We start from the raw sequence: 24,098 nt of genomic DNA on the forward strand, positions 1-24,098 counted from the left end.
GGCGCCCAGAGGAGCAGCAGTCTTGCGCGAGTTCAGCCTTCCGGCCCTGTACGAGGTCCCGTCGGACGGGAACCTGACGGATCTCATCCGCCGCAACGCCGCTCAGCATCCCGACGTCGCCGTCATGAGCCGCAAGGTGGACGGTAGATGGCAGGACGTGAGCGCGACCGAGTTCCTGGCCGAGGTCCGGGCCACGGCCAAGGGTCTGATCGCGGCCGGCATCCGTCCCGGTGAGCGGGTGGCCCTGATCTCCCGCACCCGGTACGAGTGGGTGCTGTTCGACTTCGCCATCTGGACCGCGGGCGGCGTCACGGTGCCGGTCTACGAGACCAGCTCCCCCGAGCAGATCCAGTGGATCCTCGGTGACTCCGGCGCGTCGGCGGTCGTCGTCGAGAGCCCCGGCCACAGTGCGACGGTGGCCGGTCTGCGCGACAGGCTGCCGGAGCTGCGCGAGGTCTGGGAGATCGAACAGGGCGCCCCCGCCGCGCTCCGCGCCGCAGGCGCCGGGGTCACGGACGCCGAGGTCGACGAGCGCACCGCCCTGGCGAACGCCGACGACCCGGCCACCATCGTCTACACCTCGGGCACCACGGGCCGCCCCAAGGGCTGCGTGCTGACGCACCGCAACTTCTTCGCGGAGTGCGGGAACGTCGTGGAGCGGCTCGGCCCGCTCTTCCGCACCGGCGAGTGTTCGGTGCTGCTGTTCCTGCCGGCCGCGCACGTCTTCGGGCGCCTGGTCGAGGTGGCGGCCGTACTGGCGCCGATCCGGCTGGGCTGTGTACCGGACATCAAGAACCTCACCGACGAACTCCAGTCGTTCCGGCCCACGCTGATCCTCGGCGTGCCGCGCGTCTTCGAGAAGGTCTACAACTCGGCGCGCGCCAAGGCCCAGGCCGACGGCAAGGGCCGGATCTTCGACGCGGCGGCCGAGACGGCCATCACCTACAGCCGTGCGCTGGACGCCCCGGGCGGACCCGGTCTCGGGCTGCGGCTCAAGCACAAGCTGTTCACGAAGCTGGTCTACAGCAAGCTGCACACGGTCCTCGGCGGGCGCGGCGAGTACGCGATCTCCGGCGGCGCCCCCCTGGGCGAGCGGCTCGGCCACTTCTTCCGCGGCATCGGCTTCACGGTGCTGGAGGGCTACGGCCTGACCGAGTCCTGCGCGGCCACGGCCTTCAACCCGTGGGACCGCCAGAAGATCGGCTCGGTCGGTCAGCCGCTGCCGGGTTCCGTGGTGCGCATCGCCGACGACGGCGAGGTGCTGCTGCACGGCGAGCACATCTTCAAGGAGTACTGGAAGAACGAGACGGCGACCGCCGAGGCGCTCACCGACGGCTGGTTCCACACCGGCGACGTCGGCACCCTCGACGAGGACGGCTACCTCGCGATCACCGGACGCAAGAAGGAACTCATCGTCACGGCGGGCGGCAAGAACGTGGCGCCCGCGGTGATCGAGGACCGCATCCGCGCCCACGCGCTGGTCGCGGAGTGCATGGTGGTGGGCGACGCGCGGCCGTTCGTGGCCGCGCTGGTCACCATCGACGAGGAGTTCCTGGGCCGTTGGGCCGCCGAGAACGGCAAGCCGGCCGGTGTGACGGCGGCGGAGCTGCGCGAGGACGCGGATCTGATCGCCGCCGTCCAGAAGGCCGTGGACGACGGCAACGCGGCGGTTTCCAAGGCGGAATCGGTGCGGAAATTCCGCATTCTGCCCTCCCAGTTCACGGAGGAGTCGGGCCACATCACGCCGTCGCTGAAGCTCAAGCGGAACGTGGTGGCGAAGGACTACGCGGACGAGATCGAGGCGCTGTACCGGGGCTGAACGCCCGCGTTCCCGGGGGCCCCGACGGGAGTCGGTTCGCCGAGCGGGGTCAGCGCGGGTCGGTGAGGATCCGTTCCATGTTCCGCTCGGCGAGCGCGGTGATGGTCACGAAGGGGTTCACGCCGAGGGACCCCGGGACCAGTGAGCCGTCGACCACGTAGAGCCCCTGGTGGCCCTTGACCCGGCCGTGGTCGTCGGTGGCCTCGCCGAGGACGCAGCCGCCGAGCGGGTGGTAGGTGAAGGTGTCGGCGAAGGCCTTGTTGCCGCCGAACAGGTCGTATCGGTAGATCGTGAAGTTGCGCCGGTTGATCCGGTCGAAGAGCTGTTTCGCCGCCCGCACCGACGGGGCGTTCTGGTCCCGACTCCATTGCAGGCGTGCCGAGTCGGTGGCGGCGTCGTAGGTGAAGTGTCCGCGCTCGGGGTTCTTGGTGATGGCCAGGTACATCGAGATCCAGTGCTCGATGCCCATCGGGAGCGGGGCGATCTCCGCGAAGACCGGGTTGGCGGCGTTGTCCCAGTCGTCGATGCCGAGGGCGGGCATGGTGGACTGGTTCGCCCCGACCGTGTCCCAGAGGTGGTTGGCCCGGGCGGTCATGACGTTGCCGTTGGGCCCCCAGCCCCGGCCGACCTGTTCCGTCAGCGCGGGCAGGGTGCCGGTCTCGCGGGCACGGACCAGGATCTCGGTGGTGCCGAGGCTGCCGGCCCCCAGGAAGAGCTGCCGACAACCGAGTTCACGGGTCTGGGTGACCTTGCCGGTGACGTCGATGGTGCGCACCGTCAGCACGTAGCCCCCGGCCGGGTCGGTCCGTACGCCGACGACGCGTTGCATCGTCTCGATGGTGACGTTGCCGGTGCCGAGGGCGGCGGCGAGGTAGGTCTTGTCGACGCTCTTCTTGCCGTGGTTGTTGCCGTAGATGACCTCGCCGGCGAGGGCGGACCGGGTGGCGGTGCCGGCGGCCTCGCGCTTCATGTACTCGAAGTCGTAGACGTTCGGGACGAAGGTGGTCCTCAGGCCGGTGTTCTGGGCGTGCTTGCGGGAGACGCGGGCGAAGCGGTACCACTCCGTGGACTCGAACCAGGCCGGGTCGATGTCGTTGACGCCGAGCATGGCCCGGGCGCGGGGGTAGTAGGTGCCGTACATCTCGTCGGCGTCGACCCGGGGCAGCACCTCGGAGAAGTACGAGCGTCGGGGCGTCGGCGCCATGCCGCCGTTGACGAGGGATCCGCCGCCCACCCCGCGCCCCACGTACACGGACATGTCGCCGAAGTTCACCCGGTCGAGGACGCCGGGGTAGGGGCTGATGTTCCGGTTGACCACGTCCAGCCAGAGGAACTGGGCGAGCGGGGCCTCGGTGCGGGTGCGGAACCACATGGAGCGCTGGTCGGGCGCGGAGGTGGACGGGAAGATCCTGCCGTCGGACCCGGGGGTGTCCCAGAGCCGGCCCATTTCGAGGACGACGGTACGGACGCCGGCCTGGCCGAGCCGGAGCGCGGCGACGGCCGAGCCGTATCCGGAGCCGACGACGATGGCGGGGGCGTAGGTCGCCGCGGCGGGTTCGACGGCTGCCGCGGAGGACAGTCCGATCCGGGTGAATCCGAGCACGGCCGCGGTTTGGAGGGCGCCGATGCCAAGCATGTGACGGCGCGTCAATTGGGGTGTCATGGCCGCATGATGAGCGGAATCCGCACATCCCCCCATAGCAGGCGCTGACACACATCTGAGTGACAGTCAGACATGGCGATCCGGCCACGGGCCCCAGCCCGACGGCCGGAAGGCCGCCCCCGGACGCGGAGCCTCAGAGCAGCTCGCGCAGGCGCTCGGCGAGCAGGTCCCAGCGCCACTTCTCCTCGACCCACGCGCGGCCCCGCTCGCCCATGCTGCGCCGCAGCTCCGGGTCCAGCAGCAGGGTGGCGATCCGGTCGGCCGCCTCCTCCGGGGAGCCGCCCCGGACCACCCAGCCGGTCTCCCCGTCCAGCACCGCGTCGGGGGCGCCGCCCGAGTCGCCCGCGACCACCGGGAGCCCCGTCGCGGAGGCCTCCAGGTACACGATCCCGAGCCCCTCGACGTCCAGTCCCCCGCGCCGGGTCCGGCACGGCATCGCGAAGACGTCACCGGCGCCGTAGTGCGCGGGCAGCTCCGACCACGGGACCGCCCCGGTGAAGACCACGGAGTCGGCCACGCCCGTGTCGGCCGCGAGCCGGCGCAGGTCGGCCTCGTACGGGCCGCCGCCCACGATCAGCAGCACGGCGTCGGGCACCGCGGCCAGGATCCGGGGCATGGCCTCGATGAGGGTGTCCTGCCCCTTGCGCGGGACCAGCCGGGACACGCACACCACCACGGGCCGCTCGGCGAGCCCGAGCCGGGCCCGGACCTCCGCCCCGCCCGATCCCGGGTGGAAGGTCTTCTCGTCCACCCCCGGCGGGAGTTGGACCATCCGGGCGGCCGCCCGGTCCGTGACCGCCGAGGCGATCCGCGCGCGGGTGTACTCCCCGAGGTAGGTCAGGGTGTCGGTGCCCTCGCCGATCCGTCGCAGCAACTGCCGCGCGGCCGGCAACTGGGCCCAACCGGCCTCGTGCCCGTGCGTGGTCGCGACCAGCCGGCGCGCCCCCGCCCGGCGCAGCGCGGGTCCCATCAGGCCGAGCGGGGCGGCCGCACCGAACCACACCGACTCGCAGCCGTGTTCGCGCAGCAGGCCGACGGCCCGCCGGGTCACCCTCGGGGTCGGCAGCAGCATCGTCGTGCGGTCGCGCACCACCTGGAAGGGCTGCTCCGCGTCGAAGGCCTCGGTGGCCTCACGGCCCTCGGCGCCGTGCTTCCAGGTGGAGGCGTAGACGACGATCCGGTCGGGATCCAGGCGCAGCGCCATGTTGTGCAGGAAGGCCTGGATGCCGCCGGGTCGCGGCGGGAAGTCGTTGGTCACGATCAGCGTCTTGTGCATCGTCAGCCAAAGTACCGGACGGTCCGGCGCGCACCCGCGCGGTCCCCGCCGAGCCTGTCCACCCGCCCCGGCACGCCCCCTGCCCCGGCCCGGCGCGGTTCGTCCCCACGGCCCGCGGCTAGCGGGTTCCCAGTTCCCCGCTCAGGGCCGCCTGCCAGGCCGTCGTCAGGCCCGTCAGGTCTCCGCCGATCGTGTCCGCCAGCGCCGTGGGCAGCGGCTCTCGGCCCGCCGACTCGTAGAGCCGGACCAGCGTGGCGTCGCCCCACTTGGCCGCGATCAGCCGGCAGGCCAGCCAGGAACCCTCGTACGCGCGCGCCAACGCGTCCGGGTCCCCGCCGAACGCGAAGGCCTCGTTCGAGGGCAGCGCGGCCGGCGGTTCACCGCGCCGCACCGCCCGCCCCAGCGCGGGCGCCGCCTCGGCCGGCGTGCTCGGGGTGTCCCGGTAGGCCACCCAGTCCGCGAAGCCCTCGGACAGCCACAGCGGGGTCCCGGCGGTGGTCGCGGCGCGGGTGGCCACGTGGGTGACCTCGTGGGTGAGCACGATCCGGCGGCCCGCCCCCGACAACTGGGCGTACCCCTCGGGATTGACGACCACCCGGTCGGCCGGCGCGGGCCCGGCCCCCGCCTTGCCGGTGGTGACGGCCCCCATGCCCCGGTACGCGGCGGCGGGCTGCCCCAGCAGCGCGGCCATGGCGTCCAGGGTGCCCGGGACCAGCACCACCACCCGCCCCGCCCAGGGCCCCGGCCAGGCGGCGTCGACGGCGGGCACCGCCCGGTCGGCCTCGGCGGCGATCCCGGACAGGGTCTGCCGGGTCTGTCCGACGCCCAGCACCAGCGCGTGCGCGCCCCGGACCACGGTCGGGTCGCCCTGGTCCCACAGCTGCGGCGGGGTACCCGGGGCGGGCCTGTCGCCGGTCACCCGCCAGGTCCCGTCGTCCCGGGTCAGGTCGACCTCGCGCACCGACTCGGCGGGGGCCTCGTCGTGGCCGGTCAGCCGGTAGCGGAGCCGGGCCCGCGCGAGTGCCCGGTCGCCGTCCCGCCGGACCGAGGTGACCTCGTACGACCAGCCCTCCAGCGGGATCCCGGCGAGGCGCGCGGGCGGGGCCGCGGACCAGTCGGCCACGGCGCGCCGGACGCCGGGGTCCAGAGGGGCGGCGCCGGCCAGGCCGCATCCGACCAGGAGCGCGCACAGCAGCAGGGGCAGGACTCGTACGACCGGCCGATGACGCGGGAGCATCGGACGATCGTACGCAGCGTCCGCCTCAGGGTCGGGTCACCGAGGACACCGGCATCATGCCGACGGGGTCGTAGCGCACCCGCGCGCCCGGGTAGGGGGCGTGGACCACCTGGCCGTTGCCGACGTACATGGCGACGTGGCTGGCGTCCGAGCGGTACGTCACCAGGTCGCCGGGCCGGGCCTGCGACAGCGGGACCTGCCGCCCCGCGTGCCGCTGCGCCTGCGAGGTGCGCGGCAGCGAGACGCCGGCCTGGCGGTAGGACCACACCATCAGCCCGGAACAGTCGAAGCCGGAGGGGCCGGTGGAACCCCACACGTACGGGCGACCCACGGCCGCCCGGGCCGCCATCACGGCGGTCGCGGCCCGGCCCGAGGACGCGCCGGCGGAGGAGATCTCGGGGAACGAGCCGGGCCGGTCGCCGGAGCGCGAGGCGCGCTCGAAGTCGGCCCGTTCCTGCGAGGGCATCGCGTTCAGCAGTCGGCGGGCGTCGGCGAGCTTGGCGGTGACGGACCTCTTGTGTCGGGCGACGTCGGCGCGCAGGGCGTCCAGCTCGGCGAGCTTGTGGGAGGCCTCCCGGCGTTGCACGGCGATCCGGCGCTGCTCGCCGCGGAGTTCGTCGAGCCGGTCGGCCTGGCGGTCGCCGAGTCGGCCGAGGACGGCTGCCTTGTCGAGGTAGTCGTCGGGGTTGTCCGACAGCATCAGCGAGAGGGTGGGGTCCATGCCGTCCGAGCGGTACTGGGCTCCGGCGAAGGCGCCGAGGATCCCGCGCAGGGTGTTGATGCGGTCCTGGCCCCGGGCGACGGAGTCCTGCGCGCGGCCGATCTCGGCGCGGAGCCGGTCGGCCTTCTCCCCGGCCTCGTTGAACCGCTCGGTGGCCTGTTCGGCTTCCTCGAAGAGCCGGTCGACCTGGGCGCGGGCGCCCGCCGAGGGGTCCTGCGGGAGACCGGGCGCCGCGCCGGCGGGTGCTCCCGCCAGGGCGACCGCGACGGTGGCCGCTGCGGCGGTGAGGACGGTGATCTTCGTGTTCCGGTCGAGGCCGCTGAGGCCGGACCGGCGATGGGACGCCACGTGGAACCGCTCCCTTCCGCTTGCGCGGGGCCCGGGTCCGCCCTCCGTGGACGGCCGTGTGCCGGGTTCCGCGCTGGCAGACAGTAGCGGCGTGACGGGGCGCCGACCAACGACCGTCGGGGCCCGGACACACGGGTGCCCCGCAGGAGACGCAGGTCACCGGCGGGGCGTGGGGTCACGGCGGGGCCGCGCAATTCGCCCGGATGGGCGGTGTCCGGCGCGCCTCCCCGGTCGGGGGAGGCGCGGGACGGGGTCAGCCGACGCGGACGCCGAACTGGAAGGGCATGTTCCTCATGGCTTCGTACTTGACGCCGCCCCTGGGGTTGGAGGCGTGGAAGACCTGGCCGTTGCCCGCGTAGAGGCCGACGTGGTGCAGGTCGTCGTAGAAGAAGACCAGGTCACCGGGCTGGAGCTGGCTCTCGCCGATGCGCGTGCCGTCGTTGACCTGCGTGAAGGTGGTACGGCTGATCTGGACGCCCGCCTGTCCGTAGGCCCACTGCGCCAGGCTGGAGCAGTCCCAGTACGCCATGCCGGTGGAGCCCATGTTGTAGCCCTTGCCCTCCTGGGTCAGGGCGGCGGCGAGCGCCTGCGCGGCCCGCCCGGAGCCCTTCACCGCACCGGGCTTGGCGCCCCCGTCGGCGGCCTTGGCGGCCTCCTCGCCGGCCTTGGCCTCCGCGGCCTTCAGTTGCGAACGCTCCTGCGCGGTCAGCGAGTTGAGGTGGGCCTGGGCTTCGGCGAGCTTGCCCTGGGCGGCGGCCTTCTTCTCGGCCAGTTCCTTGCGGGTGGCGTCGAGGTCGGCGAGCTTGGTGCCGGCCTCCGCGCGCTGCTGCGCCAGGGTCCTCTGCTTGGCCTGGATCGTGGATATCGCCTCGACCTGCTTGCCGCTCATCTGCTGGAGCATGGAGGACTTGTCGAGGTAGTCCTGGGGGTCGTCGGAGAGGAACAGTTGCATCGACTGGTCGAGGCCGCCGCCGCGGTACTGGGCCGTGGCCATCGAACCGAGCGTGCTGCGCAGGTCGTTGAGCTCCGCCTGGCCGCGCGCGACCGAGTCCTGGAGCCGACCGATCTCCTTCTCCAGCTTGTCCTGGCGGTCCTTGGCCGCGTTGGCCTTCTCGCCGGCCTGCTCGGACTCCTCGTAGAGGGCGTCGACCTGGGCCTTGACCTCGTCCTTGTTCGGCTTGTCCGGGGCGGCCGTGGCCGACTGGGCGGAGAGGGCGACGGCCGCGGTGGCGAGGGCGGTGAGGACGCTCACTCGCGTGCGGGTCGGCGGCTTGGGTCGACGGTGGGACGCCACGAACGCGAGCTCCTTCTTCCTGGAGCCGCCGAAGAGGGGCACACACTCGGCAGCGCGCCTCCGCCGACACCCCGAATGAGTGAACGACCGTACGAAGGTTTGAACAGACCCTAGTGACCCGGCTGTGATCAGTTCAAATCCCCGAAGGCAAAATTCCGGTCCCCGACCGGCTTCTTTACCGTCTTCGCACGCTCCGTACCGGTCAGTTGACGGTACGTTCCCTTCACCGCCCCACCAATACCGGCATTGCGCACAGCCGTTGCAGGAGGGGACAGAAGCCGCAGGTACTACGAAACTCGGGCGAGCCGCTTCAGCAGCAGTGCGGACGTCACCGGCCGGGCACCCGCCTTCGCCACCCCGTCCGCGACCTCCCGGTCCGTGGAGACCACGACCACGGGCCGGCCGGCGGGCTCGGCCCGCACCAACTGGCGGATCAGCTCGTCCGCCGTCACCCCCGCCTTGGAGAACAGCACCCGCACCCCGCGCGGCGGGGCGAGGAGTACCGGGGCGGCCAGTTCGGCGCCGTCGAAGACACAGGTCATCTCCGCGCCCGTCTGCGCGGCCAGCATCGAGAGCCCGCCCAGCAGCCGAAGCCGCTGCTTCTCCAGCGGCATCGTCGGATAGCCCGTCTTGGTCACGTTGTAGCCGTCGATCACCAGATGCGCCTGCGGCAGCGCCAACAACTGGTCCAGCAGCGCCGGATCGGTCTCCGACAGCGCCCGCGCCGCGATGTCCTTCGGGGTCATCCGACCCGGCTCCACCGCCTCCACCGTGTCCGCGGGCCGGGTGGACACGGGCGGCAGCGCCAGCTCGCGGCGCAGTCCGGCCGCCGCGTCCAACACGGTGTCCAGGAGCAGCCGCAGCCTCATGTCCTCGATGCTGCGCCCCTCGCGGGTGGCGCGGCGCGAGGTCTCCAGCGCCGATTCCACCTCCGCGAGGCGGGACTTGAGCCGCCGCGTCTCGCTCTCGGCGACCGTCACCTGCGCCGCCGCCTCCCCGCGGATCCCGTCGATCTCGGCATTGATCTTGCGCAGGGCCGCCTCGCCGCGCTTGACGTCGCTGAGGGCGCTGCGCAGCTTGCGCTGAAGCGATTCCGCTTCCTTGCGCGCCGCCTCCAGCTCGCCGCGCACCTGCTCACCGCCGCTGCGCTGGAGTTCGCGTACGTGCGCCAGCTCCTCGCGGAGCCGCTCCAGTTCGCGCCGGGTCTCGTCGCCGACCCGCTCGGCGTCGGCGCGCTGCGCCTCCTCGCCCGCGGCGGCCACCAGCTTGACCCAGCCGGCCGGCCTCAGCACGTACGCGGCGGCTGCCACGTCCAGCGGATCGGCGGCGGCGGGCGGGGCCCCGGACTCCAGGGCCCCGGCCAGTTCGGCCTGCGCCTCGCGGAGCTTCTCGGCGACCCGGCCGCGGAAGACGGCGTCCGTCTCCACGGCCGCGGCCATCGCGTTGCCCGCGAACTTGGCACGACGGGTCGGGGTGAACCGGGCGTACTGGCGCAGCTGCGCCGGGAGGTCCCCGACCGTCAGTCCGCCGAAGGCGTCCGAGACGAGTGCGACGACCCTGCGCCGCACGCCTTCCGGCAGCGGGCGGTCGAGCACCTCGGCGGCGTCGCCGGCCGCGTCGGCCGGCTCAGCGCCGCTTGCTGGCTCCACAATCCGTCACCCCTACCGTGATCTACCTGTGGGCCCGGCTCCTTCAGGAGTCCGCGCCCGGCCTGTCCACGAGCTCGATCTGGTCCACCGCGTTGCACCAGCGACAGCGAACCGACTCGATGGTCTCATTGACCACCTCTCGCTCCTCGACCTTGGGCTCCCCGGCGAGGTCCAAGTGGATGTACTCCACGACCTTCGACGAACGGGTCACGTCGAAACGCGTGAGGTTGCCGCACAGGGTGCAGCGCCACCGGGTGGTGTCGGTCGGCTGGGGAACCGTCATCAGGCCGCTCTCTCCTTCGTGGCTCTTTCAGTTTCAATTAAAGCGGCCCGCTGAGCCGTACGGCGGACCGCAGCTCGTAACCCTACGGCCTGCCACCGCTCCGAGGGGGTCCGGTTGGGTCATGCTCGGTCGCATGATCGTAAGGTGGCAGGCCGTCCGCGAGGCCTCCAGGGGCCCGGTGATCACCCACGCGCTGATCGCCGGCTGCTGCGTGGTGTTCCTCCTCGGTCCCGCCTCGGGCATGAATCCGGTCTACGGGACCGGTGACGAGCTGCTCGCGCGGGGCACCGACTACTTCCGGCGCTGGGGCGTCGTCCCCGATCAGCTCTTCTCCGGATCGGCCAGGGCGCTGCTCACCCCGCTGACCGCGCTGTTCGTCCACGGCAGCTGGCTGCACCTGCTGGGCAACATGCTCTTCCTGTACGTCTTCGGCGCGATGACGGAGGCCCGGATGGGCCGACCGGCCTTCCTCGCCTTCTGCGTCTGTACGGGCTACCTCGCCCTGGGCGCCTACGCGGCGGCCAACGCCTCCTCCGACCAGACCCTGGTCGGGGCGTCCGGCGCGATCTCGGCGGTGCTCGGGGCGTTCCTGTGCCTCTTCCCCCGCGCCCGGGTCACGAGCCTGTTCCCGTTCCTGTTCTTCCTGCCGCTGCGCTTCCCCGCCTGGATCGTGCTGATGTTCTGGTTCGCGTTGCAGTGGGTGGCGGCGCACCGGGCGGAAAGCGGTCCGGGGGTCGCCTATCTCGCCCACGTGGTGGGCTTCTCCCTGGGCTTCGGCTACGCGTGGGTGCGATACCGGCGTACGACTAGAGTGAGGAGACCAGTGACTGCCGGCGAGGGAGACAGCCAACCGTGATCACCGCGATCGTGCTCATCAAGACCAGCGTGGACCGGATCCCCGAGATCGCCGAGGCCATCGCCGCGCTGGACAGCGTCAGCGAGGTCTACTCCGTCACCGGTACCTACGACCTGATCGCCCTGGTCCGGGTGGCCCGCCACGAGAACCTCGCGGACATCATCCCGGGCCGCATCAGCAAGATCCCGGGCGTGGAGGGCACCGACACGCACGTGGCGTTCCGCACGTACTCCCAGCACGACCTGGAAGCCGCCTTCGCGATCGGCCTCGACGCGTAGGTTCCGGCCGGGCGTGTCGACGGCCGGCAGCCGTCGCGACGGCCGAAGGCCCCGGCGGGAATCCTCCCGACCGGGGCGCGCGGCGTTCAGGGGCCGACGGGCCTCAGACGGCCGGCACGCAGCGGCCCTCTTCGGTGTGGTACCGCCACTTGGCCCCGTCGGTGACGAGTTCCCTGACCGCGCCGACGAACCGCTCGACGTGCTCGTCGGGGGTGCCCGCGCCGAAGCTGACGCGGATCGCGTTCAGCGAGCGCTCCCCCGGGCCGGCCTCGGGCGCCCCGCACTCCCCCGGCTCCTGCGGCTCGCTGCCGAGCAGGGTGCGGACCAGCGGGTGGGCGCAGAACAGGCCGTCGCGGACGCCGATGCCGTACTCCGCGGAGAGGGCGGCGGCGAAGTGCGAGCTGTTCCACCCGTCGACGACGAAGGAGATGACGCCGACGCGCGGGGCGTCGTCCCCGAAGAGGGACAGCACGCGGACCGCCGGGACGTCGGCCAGGCCCTCGCGGACCTTCGCGATGAGGTGGTTCTCGCGGGCGACCAGGTTCTCGAACCCGGCCTCCTTCAGGGCGCGGCAGGCGGAGGCGATGGAGTAGACGCCGATGACGTTCGGTGAACCGGCCTCGTGGCGGGCGGCCGTGGTGTGCCACTCGACGTCCACGCCGCCGTCCTCGCGGCGGGCCACCTTGCGGGAGGCGCCACCGCCGGCGAGGTACGGATCGGCGGCCTGCAGCCAGTCCGCGCGGCCGGCGAGCACGCCCGAGCCGAAGGGCGCGTACAGCTTGTGTCCGGAGAAGGCCACCCAGTCCACGTCGAGTTCCCGCACGGAGACGGGGTGGTGCGGGGCCAACTGGGCGGCGTCCAGCACGATCCGCGCCCCGTGGGCGTGCGCAGCGGCGGCGAGCTCCCGTACGGGCCACAGCTCGCCGGTGACGTTGGACGCGCCGGTCACGCACACCAGCGCGGGACCGTACGGGTCGCGCCCGGCCAGCGCCCGCTCCAGGGTCTCGACGGCCTGGGCCGGGGTGCGCGGCGCGTCGAGGCAGGTGACCCGCGCGTCCCCCCAGGGCAGCAGGGAGGCGTGGTGCTCGGTCTCGAAGACGAAGACCTGGCAGTCGGCGGGGAGCGCGGCGGCGAGCAGGTTCAGGGAGTCGGTGGTGGACCGCGTGAAGATCACCTGGTCCTCGGCGCGGCAGTCGAGGAACTCCGCGACGGTGACCCGGCTCTGCTCGAAGAGGTCGGTGGAGAGCTGCGAGAGGTAGCCGGCGCCCCGGTGCACGCTTCCGTAGTACGGGGCGTAGGCCGCCACGTCGTCCCAGACCCGCTGCAGGGCGGGGGCGCTGGCCGCGTAGTCGAGGGCGGCGTAGGTGACCTCGCCGCCGGTGACGAGCGGCACGGTGACGTCGCGGCCGAGCACGGGCAGCGGCTCGACGCAGGCGGGGTCGGCGGCGACGTCGGCGGAGGTGGTGACGGCGGTGTTCAGGGATGCGGACATGGCGGAATCTCCCGGCAGGCAGGGCTGAATGGCTTCGGTGTGCCCGTACGCGGGTGCGGCTCGGCGGCCGACCGGAGGGGTACGGGGATGACCTCGGAGCACGGGAGGGCGTACGCGGGTACGCGGAGAGGTCCCTGTTCCGAGGGGTGAAGAAGGGGCGGAGTCGCCCTATCGCATTCGCTTGCTCACGGAAAACGCTCCTCGAGAGACCAGGACCCCTGGTGTCGAGGGATCCGCGCTTGCCGTAGACCTCACTGCCTACGGCCTGGTCATCACCCGGGGCACCCCGCCACGGAAGGAGGGTTGCCGGACAGCAAGCCGGGGCCTAAACGCTGTCACTCGTGACCTGGGCAGAATCCTGCCACACGATCCGTCGTGCGCAAGACCCCGGTCCGCATCGTGGACCGGGGTCTTGCCGTTTCACGCCGTTCGGACGAGCCGGCTACGCGTTGCTGGCCGTCACCCAGCGATCCAGCGCGGCGCGCGCCGATCCCGAGTCGATGGACTGCGCCGCCCGGGTGATGCCGGCCGCGATCTGCTCCTCCAGCGAGCCGCTGCCCGGGTCCAGCGCGACCAGGGCGGCGGCCGCGTTCAGCAGGACGGCGTCGCGCACGGGGCCGGTCTCGCCCGCGAGCAGGCGCCGGGCGACGTCCGCGTTGTACGAGGGGTCCTCGCCCCGCAGCGCGGACACGTCGACCACGTCGATCCCCACGTCGCGCGGGTCGAAGGGCAGCTCGGTGACCGATCCGTCCCGCACCCACCACACCCGTGAGGTGCCCGTGGTGGTCAGCTCGTCGAGGCCGTCGTCGCCCCGGAACACGAGCGCCGAGGAACCGCGTTCGGCGAGGACGCCCGCGACGATGGGCGCCACCCGGGGGTCGGCCACGCCGGTCGCCTGGGCGCGGACGCGGGCCGGGTTGGTCAGCGGGCCGAGGAAGTTGAACAGGGTCCGGATGCCCAGCTCCTTGCGCGCCGCCGCCACGTGCCGCAGCGCGGGGTGGAACTTCACGGCGAAGCAGAAGGTGATGCCGGCCTCCTCGGCGACCTGCGCCACCCGCGCGGGGGTGAGGTCGAGGTTGACGCCGAGCTTCTCCAGGACGTCCGAGGAGCCGCTCGCGGAGGAGGCGGCCCGATTGCCGTGCTTGACGACCTTGGCGCCGGTGCCGGCCACCACGATCGCCGACATCGTGGAGATGTTCACCGTCTTGGCCCCGTCGCCACCGGTCCCGACGATGTCCACCGTCCGGCCGGGCACCTCGATCAGGTTGGCGTGCTCGTACATGCTCCCGACCAGCCCGGCGATCTCCTCGACCGTCTCGCCCTTGGCCCGCAGCGCCACCACGAACCCGGCGATCTGGGCGTCGGTGGCCTCGCCGCGCATGATCGTGTCCATGGCCCAGGCGGTGTCCTCGGCGCGCAGGTCCCGGCCGGTCAGCAGGGCGTCGAGCACGCCCGGCCAGCCGCGGGCCGCCACGCTGTCGCCGCCTGCCGGGGTCACAACGTCCATGGTCCGCTCCTGCGCTAGTGGGCCGCCCCGTGCTCGCCGCCCACGTCTGATGGGTAAGGGCCTCAGCCTATCCAGCCGCGCGGGACGGCAAAGAGCCCCGTCCAGGGTCTGGACGGGGCTCTCGCCGTGGCGACACCAGGATTGACCGAAATCAATCCCTCATGCGGGTGCGGTCAAACGATCACGCGGGATCAGTGGTGGCCGTGGCCACTCTGGATCTCCTTGTACTCCTCCACCGTGGGCTTCGGAATCTGGTTGTTCTCCGCGTAGAAGCCCTTGCTGAGCTTCGCGCGGAGCTTCTCCGTGGCCGTGAGCTTGCGCTCGACACCGTTCTCGTCGACCGTCGGGCCCAGCTCGATCGGACGGTACTGCTCGTGCGCGGTGAGCGTGTGCAGCTGGGACTGCGGGAGCGGCTCGTGGACCTCGACGAACTCACCGTGCGGCAGGCGCTTGATGACGCCGGTCTCGCGACCGTGCAGCACCTTGTCGTGGTCCCGGCGCTGGAGGCCGAGGCAGATCCGCTTGGTGACGATGAAGGCGAGGACCGGTACGACGAAGAAGCCGATCCGGACGAACCAGGTGATCGAGTTGATCGACAGGTGGAAGTACTGGGCGAACATGTCGTTGCCGCCGCCGATGAGGAGCACGATGTACTCCGCGATCCAGGCGACACCGAAGCCCGTGCGGGTCGGGACGTTGCGCGGGCGGTCCAGGATGTGGTGCTCGCGCTTGTCCCCGGTGACCCAGGACTCGATGAACGGCCAGACGGCGATGGCGCCCAGCACCAGCGGGAAGAGCAGCAGCGGGATGAACACGCCCAGGACGAGGGTGTGGCCCCACAGGTTGATCTCCCAGCCCGGCATGGCTCGGATCAGGCCTTCCGGCATGCCCATGTACCAGTCGGGCTGCGCGCCGGTGGACACGTGGTCCGGGCGGTACGGGCCCAGCGCCCAGATCGGGTTGATCGAGGCGAGCGCCGCGATGGCCGCGATGACACCGAAGACCAGGAAGAAGAAGCCTCCGGCCTTGGCCATGTAGACCGGCAGCAGCGGCATGCCGACGACGTTCTTGTTCGTCTTGCCGGGGCCGGCGTACTGGGTGTGCTTGTGGAACACGACCAGGATCAGGTGGGCCACCAACAGGCCCATCATGATGCCGGGCAGCAGCAGGATGTGGACCGAGTAGAACCGCGCGACGAAGTCGCCGCCGGGGAACTCTCCGCCGAAGAGGAACATCGACAGGTAGGTGCCCACGACCGGGACCGACAGGATGGCGCCCTGCATGAAGCGGACACCGGTACCCGAGAGCAGGTCGTCCGGCAGCGAGTAACCGGTGAAACCGGTGAACATGCCGAGGACCAGCAGCAGGAAGCCGAAGATCCAGTTGACCTCGCGGGGCTTGCGGAACGCACCCGTGAAGAAGACGCGCATCATGTGCACGACCATGGCCGCGACGAAGATCAGCGCCGCCCAGTGGTGGATCTGCCGGATGAGCAGACCGCCGCGGACGTCGAAGCTGATGTCCAGGGTCGAGGCGAAGGCCTCGGACATCTGGACGCCCTGCATCGGCACGTACGAGCCGTGGTACACGACCTCGTTCATGCTCGGGTGGAAGAACAGCGTCAGGTACACACCCGTGAGGATGATGATGACGAAGGCGTAGAGGCAGATCTCACCCAGCATGAAGGACCAGTGGTCCGGGAAGATCTTGCGCATGTTCGCCTTGGCGAGGCCGTAGATGCCCAGGCGACCGTCCGCCCAGTCCGCTACGCGCTCGCCGGCGGGCGCTTTGCGCGCGCTGGTGTCAGTGGTGGCAGTGCTCATCCGCGCTCCCAGAAAGCAGGACCGACGGGCTCTTCGAAGTCGCCGAGCGCCTCGAGGAAACCTTCGTCATTGACGCCGATCCGCAGCTGCGGAAGCGCGTGACCAGCCGGGCCGAAGATGACTCGGGCGCCGTCGGAGAGGTCGAAGGTGGACTGGTGGCACGGGCAGAGCACGTGGTGCGTCTGCTGCTCGTACAGGCTGATCGGGCAGCCGACGTGGGTGCAGATCTTGGAGTAGGCGACGATCCCGTCGTGGGACCACTCCAGCTCCTGCTTGTCCTTGATGTCGTCCGGCTGGATGCGGACGATCATCAGGGCGGCCTTGGCGATCTGGGTCTGGAAGTCGTGCTGCTCCTCCTCCAGGCCTTCCGGCCGGGCGAAGGTGAGCGACCCGACGATGACGTCCTCGGGACGCAGCGGCTCGTTCGTGTTGTCGTTGATGAGCAGCTTGCCCTTGGCCCACAGGGTCTTGCGGAGCTTGTCCTCGGGCAGCGGGCCCAGGTCGCGCATCAGGATGACGCCGGAGAGCGGCAGCAGGGCCAGCGCTCCGAACATCGTGTTGCGGATCAGCTTGCGTCGACCGATGTCCGACTCGCGCGCGCCGTCGGCGAAGTCCGCGAGGACCTTCGCCTTGACCTCCGGCGGGGAGGCGATGGCGTGCCGCTCGTCGGCGACCTCGACGTCGGACATCAGGGTGCGGGCCCAGTGGACCGCGCCCGCGCCGATGCAGAAGAGGGCCACGCCCAGGGTCAGACCCAGGGCGAAGTTCAGGCCGCTCACCTTCCCGACGGGGAAGATGTAGACGATCTTGTCGATCGGGATGGCCACGTACGAGGCGATGAAGCCGATCGTGGCCAGCATCGACAGCGTGAACAGCATCGCGACCGTACGCTCGGACCGCTTGGCGGCCCGCTCGTCGATGTCCTGGATGCGCGGCTTGTGGACCGGAAGGCCCGGGTCGGCGAACGGATCGTCCGCGACCGCTACGCCACCGTGGTGCGCGTCGCCCTGCTCACTCGGCAGGTGCTTCTCTTCGGGAATGTCTTGGCTACTCATGACTTCTTGGCCTTAGCGGTGTGGGCCGCGACCCAGACGGCGACAGCGATCAACGCACCCAGACCGAAGATCCAGCCGAACAGACCCTCGGACACGGGGCCGAGGCCACCGAGCTTGAGACCACCGGGGCTGCTCGCCTTATCGCCGTTCACGTTCTGGAGGTACGCGATGATGTCCTTCTTCTGCTTCTCCGGCATGGTGCTGTCCGGGAAGGAGGGCATGTTCTGCGGGCCGGTGAGCATGGCCTCGTAGATGTGCTTCGGCTCGACGCCCTCAAGGTTGGGGGCGTACTTGCCGTGCGTCAGGGCGCCGCCCTCGCCGGTGAAGTTGTGGCACTGCGCGCAGTTGTTGCGGAACAGCTCACCACCCTTGGCGATGTCGGCCCCTGCCGGGTCGTACTGCTTCTCGGTCGGCGTGATCGGGCCGGCGCCGAGAGAGGAGATGTACGCGGCCAGCTGGTCGATCTGGGCCTGCGAGTAGATCACGGGCTTCTTCGGCACCTGGGCGCCGGGCTGCTGGGCGGGCATGCGGCCCGTGCTCACCTGGAAGTCGACGGCCGCGGAGCCGACGCCGACCAGGCTCGGGCCGTCAGAGGAACCCTGACCGCCGGTTCCGTGGCAGCTTGCGCAGCCCACGGCGTAGAGCTTCTTGCCCTCCTCGATGGCGAGGGACTGGGCGGTTTCATCGGCCTGCGCCTTGCCCGCCGGGGCAAAGGCGGCGTAGAGCCCCCCGGTGGCCGCCAGCGCGAAGAGTAGAACGACGACCGCCGCCAGCGGATGGCGTCGTCGTGCGGAGAGCTTTTTCACGGATTACCCCGGTGTCAGGATCTTCTGCGTCGGTGTTTCTGGATGGAGTGCCGGGTCGGGCCCGGCGACGTTCTCGCTACTTGATCAGGTAGATCGTCGCGAAGAGGCCGATCCAGACGACATCGACGAAGTGCCAGTAGTAGGACACGACGATGGCCGACGTGGCCTGTTCGTGGGTGAACCTCTTGGCCGCGTACGTCCGGCCGAGGACCAGCAGGAAGGCGATGAGACCGCCCGTCACGTGCATACCGTGGAAGCCGGTGGTCAGATAGAACACCGATCCGTACGGTCCGGACGAGAGAGACATGCCCTCGTGCTTGACCAGCTCGGTGTACTCGAACACCTGGCCGCCAATGAAGATCGCACCCATGACGAACGTGATGATGAACCACGTCCGGAGCTTCTTCACGTCACCGCGCTCGGCGGCGAACACGCCGAGCTGGCAGGTGAGCGAGGAGAGCACCAGGATCGTCGTGTTCGTCGCCGAGAAGGGCAGATTCAAGGCCGAGGCCTGTTCTGTCCAGTACTCGGCACCCGTCACTGATCGCAGGGTGAAGTACATCGCGAAGAGGGCCGCGAAGAACATCAGCTCGGAACTCAACCAGATGATGGTTCCGACGCTGACGAGGTTCGGCCGGTTGACCGTCGGGTGCGCGTGCCCGGTATCTACTGTCGTTGCTGTCGCCACGACCGACATTATGTCGGTCGCTTATCCCGCCCTCACCCCGGGGGGTGCCGTTCGGAGTGTCAGGGGCGTGTGCAAGGCCCGAACGGCCCATCAGATCGGGTGGCGGACGGGTGGTCGCGAGGCTGTGCGAACCGATGTTGACACCGGGTCGGACGGAGTAGCATCCCGCGCAACATCAACGTGATTCACGGGACACGTGGAGGAACGAAATGCGGGCGACTGCGCGAGTTCTGGTCTACAGCGACGACGCGGGCACCCGGGAGCAGGTGCGGCTGGCCGCCGGACGCAGGCCGGCCGCGGACCTGCCGCCGGTGGAGTTCCTGGAGTGCGCGACCCTTCCGGCGGTCCTGTCCGCGCTGGACGCGGGCGGCATCGACGTGTGCGTGCTGGACGGCGAGGCCGTCCCCGCCGGGGGCATGGGGGTGTGTCGGCAGATCAAGGACGAGATCTTCCGCTGCCCGCCGGTCCTGCTGCTCATGGGGCGCCCCCAGGACGCCTGGCTGGCCACTTGGAGCCGCGCGGACGCGGCGGTGACCCTTCCGGTGGACCCGGTGGACTTCCCGGAGGTTCTGGCGGGCCTGCTGCGGCCCCGGCTGGCCCTGGACGCGTAGAACGGGCGCGGAACACCGGAAACCGGCCCACGGGAGCCCGTACGGACTTCCATGGGCCGGTCGAGGGCCTCTTTCGGGGGGTTCTGCGCGCCCGCGCGCGCCGGTTCAGACCTGTGGGCGGAGTCGGGCCTGGTCCATGGGGTGGCGTCCGTCCTGGGTGCCCTTGAGGAGAGCGCTGCCCTCGCGCCACTCCTTCCACTCCATGTTCCAGTCGCCGAAGCCGTTCCCGAAGGTGTCCATGTCGTCGCCGATGCTGTTGATCACCTTGACGACGTCGCCCTCGGTGATGTTCTCGTAGAACCAGGCGGCGTTGCCCGTGCTCATGCCGGTGCAGCCGTGGCTGACGTTCTCGTAGCCCTGGGAGCCGACGGACCACGGGGCGGCGTGCACGTATTCACCACTCCAGGTGACGCGCGTCGCGTAGTAGACGGGCAGGTTGTAGTACTCGCTGCCGCCGATGCCGACGGTGTCGCCGCGCATCTGGACGAAGTACTGCTTGCCGAGGACCACTTTGATCCCGTTTCGGGTGGAGAAGCCCGGCTTTCCGGTGGTCACCGGAATGGTGTTGATCACTTCTCCGTTGCGCCGGAAGGTCAGGTAGTGCGAGGAGGCGTCGGTGGTGACCTCGACGCGGTCGCCGATCTCCAGCTTCAGCGGCTTGGCCGCGGCGCCGTAGAGGTCGTCGGTGATCCTGACGCCCTCCAGGTTGCTCCGCACGGAGACGGTGGTGTTGGCCGGCCAGTACTCCTTGGGCCGGAAGTGCAGGTTCTTGTCGTCGACCCAGTGCCAGGCGCCCTCGACGCCCTCCGGCGTGTCGACGACCAGGCCGCGCTCGACCAGCGCGCGGGCCGCCTTGTCCTTGACGGGCTCGTTGAGTTCGGCCGTGATGGGCTGTCCGACGCCGTACTTGCCCTCCTCGGGCCCGAACTCGACCTGGAGGACGCCTTTGGAGGGCGTGGTGTCGAACGCCATCGTGCGCTGCCCCGGAGCGCCCCTCTCGTCCTCCGTGTTGACGGTGACGGTGTAGCGGACGCCTGCGGCCAGCGGGACCGTGCTGTGCCAGCGCTCGCCGGTGGCGGTGAGCTCGCCGGCCAGGCGGCGGCCATGGGTGTCGACGACGGTGACGTCGGTGATCCGGCCGCCGCCGCTCTTCGCGGTGATCTCCAGTGGCCGGTTGTGGTCCACCGGACGTCCGCCGGCCTTCTGGTTGAAGGCGACCTGCTCGCCCGCGTCAAACGGGCGGGCGGACAGCGGGTTCTCCTCTTCGGACCCACAGGCGGTGGCGCCGGCCCCGAGGGACGCGACCAGCAGGGAGCAGCCGATTACCGTCCAAAGACGCGGTGAGTGGTTCATGGGGCTAACGCTATGAAGATATGACAATTACGGCGCGCGGGGTGACTGCAAACGAGGGGCCCGGACTCCTCTGTTCGAGGTGTCCGGGCCCCTGGTGTCTTGCGTGGGTGCCGCTTTGGCTACTGGTTCTGGTTCTCACCGCGGTAGTACTCGTACACCCAGCCCCACAGGCCGATCACGATGATCGGGGCCGAGAAGTACATGAGCCACCAGCCGAAGATGACGCCCATGAACGCGAGCGCGCCACCGACGGCCAGCGAGAGCGGCTGCCAGCTGTGCGGGGAGAAGAACCCCAGCTCGCCCGCCTCGTCGGCGACGTCGGCCTCCAGGTTGTCCTGGGCCATCTCGTCCACGCGCTTGGCCGTGAAGGCCAGGTAGTAGCCGATCATGACGCTCAGGCCGAAGGCCAGGAAGAGCGCGGTGGTGCCTACGGGCTCCTTCGACCACACGCCGTACACGACGGCCATGATCAGGATGAAGAAGGAGAGCCAGAGGAACATCTTGCCCTGGATCTTCACTTGCCGGCCTCCTTGCCACCGGTGACGGCCTTGGTGCCGGCGCCGTGGTCCTCAAGGTGGTCGAGGGCCGCGATCTCCGGGTGGTGCAGGTCGAACGCCGGGGACTCGGAACGAATCCGCGGGAGGGTGAGGAAGTTGTGCCGCGGCGGCGGGCAGGACGTCGCCCATTCGAGCGAACGGCCGTAGCCCCACGGGTCGTCGACCTCGACCTTCTTCCCGTACTTCGCCGTCTTCCAGACGTTGTACATGAAGGGCAGCATCGACAGGCCGAGCAGGAACGAACTGATCGTGGAGATCGTGTTCAGCGCGGTGAAGCCGTCTGCCTCGAGGTAGTCGGCGTAACGACGCGCCATGCCCTCGGCACCCAGCCAGTGCTGCACCAGGAAGGTGCCGTGGAAGCCCACGAACAGCGTCCAGAAGGTGATCTTGCCGAGGCGCTCGTCCAGCATCTTGCCCGTGAACTTCGGCCACCAGAAGTGGAAGCCGGAGAACATCGCGAACACCACGGTGCCGAAGATCACGTAGTGGAAGTGCGCGACGACGAAGTACGAGTCGGAGACGTGGAAGTCCATCGGGGGCGAGGCCAGGATGACGCCGGTCAGACCACCGAAGGTGAAGGTGATCAGGAAGCCGACGGCCCAGAGCATCGGGGTCTCGAAGGACAACGAGCCCTTCCACATGGTGCCGATCCAGTTGAAGAACTTCACACCGGTCGGTACCGCGATCAGGAAGGTCATGAAGGAGAAGAACGGCAGCAGCACACCGCCGGTGACGTACATGTGGTGGGCCCACACCGTCACCGAGAGGCCGGCAATCGCGATCGTCGCGGCGATCAGACCGATGTAACCGAACATCGGCTTGCGCGAGAAGACCGGGATGACCTCGGAGATGATGCCGAAGAAGGGCAAGGCGATGATGTACACCTCTGGGTGTCCGAAGAACCAGAAGAGGTGTTGCCACAACAAGGCGCCGCCGTTGGCCGCGTCGAAGACGTGCGCACCGAACTTCCGGTCGGCCTCCAGCGCGAAGAGCGCGGCGGCGAGGACCGGGAAGGCGAGCAGGACCAGGACACCGGTCAGCAGCACGTTCCAGGTGAAGATCGGCATGCGGAACATCGTCATGCCGGGCGCGCGCATGCAGATGATCGTGGTGATGAAGTTGACCGAGCCGAGGATCGTGCCGAAGCCGGAGAAGGCCAGACCCATGATCCACATGTCGGCGCCGATGCCCGGCGAACGCACCGCGTCCGACAGGGGCGAGTAGGCGAACCAACCGAAGTCGGCCGCACCGTTCGGCGTCACGAAGCCGGCGACCGCGATGGTCGAACCGAAGAGGTACAGCCAGTACGCGAACATGTTCAGCCGCGGGAACGCCACGTCGGGCGCGCCGATCTGCAGCGGCATGATCCAGTTCGCGAAGCCCGCGAAGAGCGGGGTGGCGAACATCAGCAGCATGATCGTGCCATGCATGGTGAACGCCTGGTTGAACTGCTCGTTCGACATGATCTGCGTACCCGGACGGGCCAGCTCGGCGCGCATGAAGAGCGCCATGATCCCGCCGATGATGAAGAACACGAACGACGTGATCAGGTACATCGTGCCGATGGTCTTGTGGTCGGTGGTGGTCAACCACTTCACGACGACATTGCCCGGCTGCTTGCGCCGTACCGGCAGCTCGTTCTCATACGAGTCGGCGGCGGCACCCTGAGATTCGTTGAGGATGCTCACAGTTTGTTCGTCTCCGAGTTCCGGGCCGGGTCGGTCTGCTTGATGCCGGCCGGCAGGAAGCCGGTCTGCCCCTTCTCGGCCAGTTCCTTCAGGTGCGCCTGGTACTTCTCCGGCGAGACGACCTTCACGTTGAAGAGCATCCGGGAGTGGTCCACGCCGCAGAGCTCGGCGCACTTGCCCATGAAGGTGCCCTCCTGGGAGGGGGTCACCTCGAAGACGTTGGTGTGGCCGGGGATGACGTCCTGCTTGAACAGGAAGGGCACCACCCAGAAGGAGTGGATGACGTCATTGGACGAGAGGATGAAGCGGACCTTCTCGCCCTTGGGGAGCCAGAGGGTCGGACCCGGGTTGCCCGTCTGCGGGTTCCGGTCACCGGGGACGCCCTGGGTGTAGACGCCTTCGGCGCCCTTGGGGAAGTCCTTGGCGAAGCGGTCCGGGATGGAGGCGAGCTCCTTGGGGACCGCGACGGCCCCCTCCTTCTTCTCCTCGCCGACCGACGGGGCCGGCAGCTTCGGGGTCGCGGGGTCGCCGTCGACGTCCTCGATGTAGTTGAAGCCCCAGCTCCACTGGTAGCCGACCACGTTGATGGTGTGGGCGGGCTTGGAGAGGGCGAGCAACTTCGACTCGTCACGCGCGGTGAAGTAGAAGAGCACCGAGACGATGATGAGCGGGACCACGGTGTACAGCGCCTCGATGGGCATGTTGTACCGGGTCTGCGCCGGAACCTCGATCTTCGTGCGGCTGCGCCGGTGGAAGATGACGCTCCACAGGATCAGGCCCCACACCAGGATGCCCGTGATCAGCGCGGCAGCCCAGGATCCCTGCCAGAGGGAGAGAATGCGCGGCGCCTCCTCAGTTACCGGAGTCGGCATTCCGAGGCGAGGGAAGTCTTTCCATGTATACGAGCAACCAGTGGCGGTCGCCAGGACCACGCCCGCAGTCAGCGCCTGGAGCAGCTTCCGCCGCATCGGGCGCCGCGGCGAGCGGTCGGAGCCGTAGGGACTCACGTAGCGCCTTCCCGAGAGTCTCGGCCCGCGTGGCTGGCCGCGGCCGTATTCGGGTCGGTCGCCGGCCCTGACGCAGGCAGGGGTTTG

General features: G+C 70.1%; 21 protein-coding genes and 1 riboswitch. Of the genes, 4 read left to right on the forward strand and 17 right to left on the reverse strand.

Features of this window, described 5'->3' with window-relative positions:
• The first annotated feature begins 22 nt into the window (after positions 1 to 22).
• Complete coding sequence (locus ACQEVM_RS27020; RefSeq protein ID WP_433083225.1) at positions 23 to 1,819, forward strand: AMP-dependent synthetase/ligase; 1,797 nt, start codon at positions 23 to 25, stop codon at positions 1,817 to 1,819.
• A 49-nt stretch (positions 1,820 to 1,868) separates the two neighbouring features.
• Here ACQEVM_RS27020 and ACQEVM_RS27025 read toward each other — a convergent pair whose 3' ends face one another.
• The 7 genes from ACQEVM_RS27025 to ACQEVM_RS27055 form a co-directional block, all read right to left on the reverse strand.
• Entirely contained in the window at positions 1,869 to 3,482 is a 1,614-nt protein-coding gene (locus tag ACQEVM_RS27025; RefSeq protein WP_433083227.1) for a GMC oxidoreductase, read from the reverse strand.
• A 133-nt stretch (positions 3,483 to 3,615) separates the two neighbouring features.
• Positions 3,616 to 4,758, reverse strand: coding sequence for a glycosyltransferase family 4 protein (locus tag ACQEVM_RS27030; protein WP_433083229.1), 1,143 nt, complete (start codon positions 4,756 to 4,758; stop codon positions 3,616 to 3,618).
• A gap of 118 nt (positions 4,759 to 4,876) precedes the next feature.
• Entirely contained in the window at positions 4,877 to 5,995 is a 1,119-nt protein-coding gene (locus ACQEVM_RS27035; RefSeq protein ID WP_433083231.1) for a hypothetical protein, read from the reverse strand.
• 25 nt (positions 5,996 to 6,020) lie between these two features.
• Complete coding sequence (locus ACQEVM_RS27040) at positions 6,021 to 7,064, reverse strand: NlpC/P60 family protein (RefSeq protein ID WP_433083233.1); 1,044 nt, start codon at positions 7,062 to 7,064, stop codon at positions 6,021 to 6,023.
• Between the two features lie 253 nt (positions 7,065 to 7,317).
• Positions 7,318 to 8,358, reverse strand: a complete 1,041-nt coding sequence (locus ACQEVM_RS27045; protein ID WP_433083235.1) for an NlpC/P60 family protein — start codon at positions 8,356 to 8,358, stop codon at positions 7,318 to 7,320.
• A gap of 287 nt (positions 8,359 to 8,645) precedes the next feature.
• Positions 8,646 to 10,010, reverse strand: coding sequence for an NYN domain-containing protein (locus tag ACQEVM_RS27050; protein ID WP_433085392.1), 1,365 nt, complete (start codon positions 10,008 to 10,010; stop codon positions 8,646 to 8,648).
• A 40-nt stretch (positions 10,011 to 10,050) separates the two neighbouring features.
• Positions 10,051 to 10,290: a hypothetical protein gene (locus tag ACQEVM_RS27055; RefSeq protein WP_053676058.1), complete on the reverse strand. Its 240-nt coding sequence runs from the start codon at positions 10,288 to 10,290 to the stop codon at positions 10,051 to 10,053.
• Between the two features lie 133 nt (positions 10,291 to 10,423).
• Here ACQEVM_RS27055 and ACQEVM_RS27060 point away from each other — a divergent pair, with 133 nt between their 5' ends.
• On the forward strand, positions 10,424 to 11,146 hold the full coding sequence (locus ACQEVM_RS27060) for a rhomboid family intramembrane serine protease (protein ID WP_433083237.1): 723 nt from the start codon (positions 10,424 to 10,426) through the stop codon (positions 11,144 to 11,146).
• Complete coding sequence (locus ACQEVM_RS27065; protein WP_433083239.1) at positions 11,143 to 11,424, forward strand: Lrp/AsnC ligand binding domain-containing protein; 282 nt, start codon at positions 11,143 to 11,145, stop codon at positions 11,422 to 11,424. Before ACQEVM_RS27060 ends, ACQEVM_RS27065 begins: the two co-directional genes overlap by 4 nt.
• A gap of 103 nt (positions 11,425 to 11,527) precedes the next feature.
• Here the strand turns inward: ACQEVM_RS27065 and ACQEVM_RS27070 are convergent, their stop codons facing one another.
• The 6 genes from ACQEVM_RS27070 to ctaE all read right to left on the reverse strand — a co-directional run bounded on the left by ACQEVM_RS27070 (position 11,528) and on the right by ctaE (position 18,804).
• Entirely contained in the window at positions 11,528 to 12,916 is a 1,389-nt protein-coding gene (locus ACQEVM_RS27070) for an aminotransferase class V-fold PLP-dependent enzyme (protein ID WP_433083241.1), read from the reverse strand.
• 230 nt (positions 12,917 to 13,146) lie between these two features.
• Positions 13,147 to 13,263, reverse strand: a riboswitch (SAM riboswitch).
• Positions 13,264 to 13,358: 95 nt separating this feature from the next.
• Entirely contained in the window at positions 13,359 to 14,423 is a 1,065-nt protein-coding gene (gene trpD / locus ACQEVM_RS27075; protein WP_433083243.1) for an anthranilate phosphoribosyltransferase, read from the reverse strand.
• A gap of 191 nt (positions 14,424 to 14,614) precedes the next feature.
• Positions 14,615 to 16,246, reverse strand: coding sequence for a cytochrome bc1 complex cytochrome b subunit (gene qcrB, locus ACQEVM_RS27080; RefSeq protein WP_433083245.1), 1,632 nt, complete (start codon positions 16,244 to 16,246; stop codon positions 14,615 to 14,617).
• Positions 16,243 to 17,301, reverse strand: a complete 1,059-nt coding sequence (qcrA, locus tag ACQEVM_RS27085; protein ID WP_351750117.1) for a cytochrome bc1 complex Rieske iron-sulfur subunit — start codon at positions 17,299 to 17,301, stop codon at positions 16,243 to 16,245. The genes qcrB and qcrA overlap by 4 nt, the downstream gene beginning before the upstream one ends.
• Entirely contained in the window at positions 17,298 to 18,107 is an 810-nt protein-coding gene (qcrC, locus tag ACQEVM_RS27090) for a cytochrome bc1 complex diheme cytochrome c subunit (RefSeq protein ID WP_433083248.1), read from the reverse strand. Before qcrC ends, qcrA begins: the two co-directional genes overlap by 4 nt.
• 76 nt (positions 18,108 to 18,183) lie before the next feature.
• Positions 18,184 to 18,804: an aa3-type cytochrome oxidase subunit III gene (ctaE, locus tag ACQEVM_RS27095; protein WP_053676065.1), complete on the reverse strand. Its 621-nt coding sequence runs from the start codon at positions 18,802 to 18,804 to the stop codon at positions 18,184 to 18,186.
• 200 nt (positions 18,805 to 19,004) lie between these two features.
• On the opposite strand from ctaE, the gene ACQEVM_RS27100 reads away from it, so the two are divergent.
• Positions 19,005 to 19,406 (forward strand): hypothetical protein, encoded by a 402-nt coding sequence (locus tag ACQEVM_RS27100; protein ID WP_053676066.1) that lies wholly within the window; start codon positions 19,005 to 19,007, stop codon positions 19,404 to 19,406.
• Positions 19,407 to 19,511: 105 nt separating this feature from the next.
• On the opposite strand, the gene ACQEVM_RS27105 is transcribed toward ACQEVM_RS27100, so the two are convergent.
• From ACQEVM_RS27105 to ctaC, 4 genes are all read right to left on the reverse strand, one after another.
• Entirely contained in the window at positions 19,512 to 20,759 is a 1,248-nt protein-coding gene (locus ACQEVM_RS27105; protein WP_433083250.1) for an Ig-like domain-containing protein, read from the reverse strand.
• A 119-nt stretch (positions 20,760 to 20,878) separates the two neighbouring features.
• Positions 20,879 to 21,277: a cytochrome c oxidase subunit 4 gene (locus ACQEVM_RS27110; protein WP_433083252.1), complete on the reverse strand. Its 399-nt coding sequence runs from the start codon at positions 21,275 to 21,277 to the stop codon at positions 20,879 to 20,881.
• Positions 21,274 to 23,004, reverse strand: coding sequence for an aa3-type cytochrome oxidase subunit I (gene ctaD, locus ACQEVM_RS27115; RefSeq protein WP_053676069.1), 1,731 nt, complete (start codon positions 23,002 to 23,004; stop codon positions 21,274 to 21,276). Before ctaD ends, ACQEVM_RS27110 begins: the two co-directional genes overlap by 4 nt.
• A complete protein-coding gene (gene ctaC / locus ACQEVM_RS27120; protein ID WP_433083255.1) occupies positions 23,001 to 24,011 on the reverse strand; it encodes an aa3-type cytochrome oxidase subunit II in 1,011 nt (336 codons plus the stop codon). Before ctaC ends, ctaD begins: the two co-directional genes overlap by 4 nt.
• Between the last annotated feature and the right edge of the window lie 87 nt (positions 24,012 to 24,098).

The sequence above is a fragment of the Streptomyces sp. CA-243310 genome (assembly GCF_050936775.1).
In the GTDB taxonomy this organism is placed as follows: Bacteria; Actinomycetota; Actinomycetes; order Streptomycetales; family Streptomycetaceae; genus Streptomyces.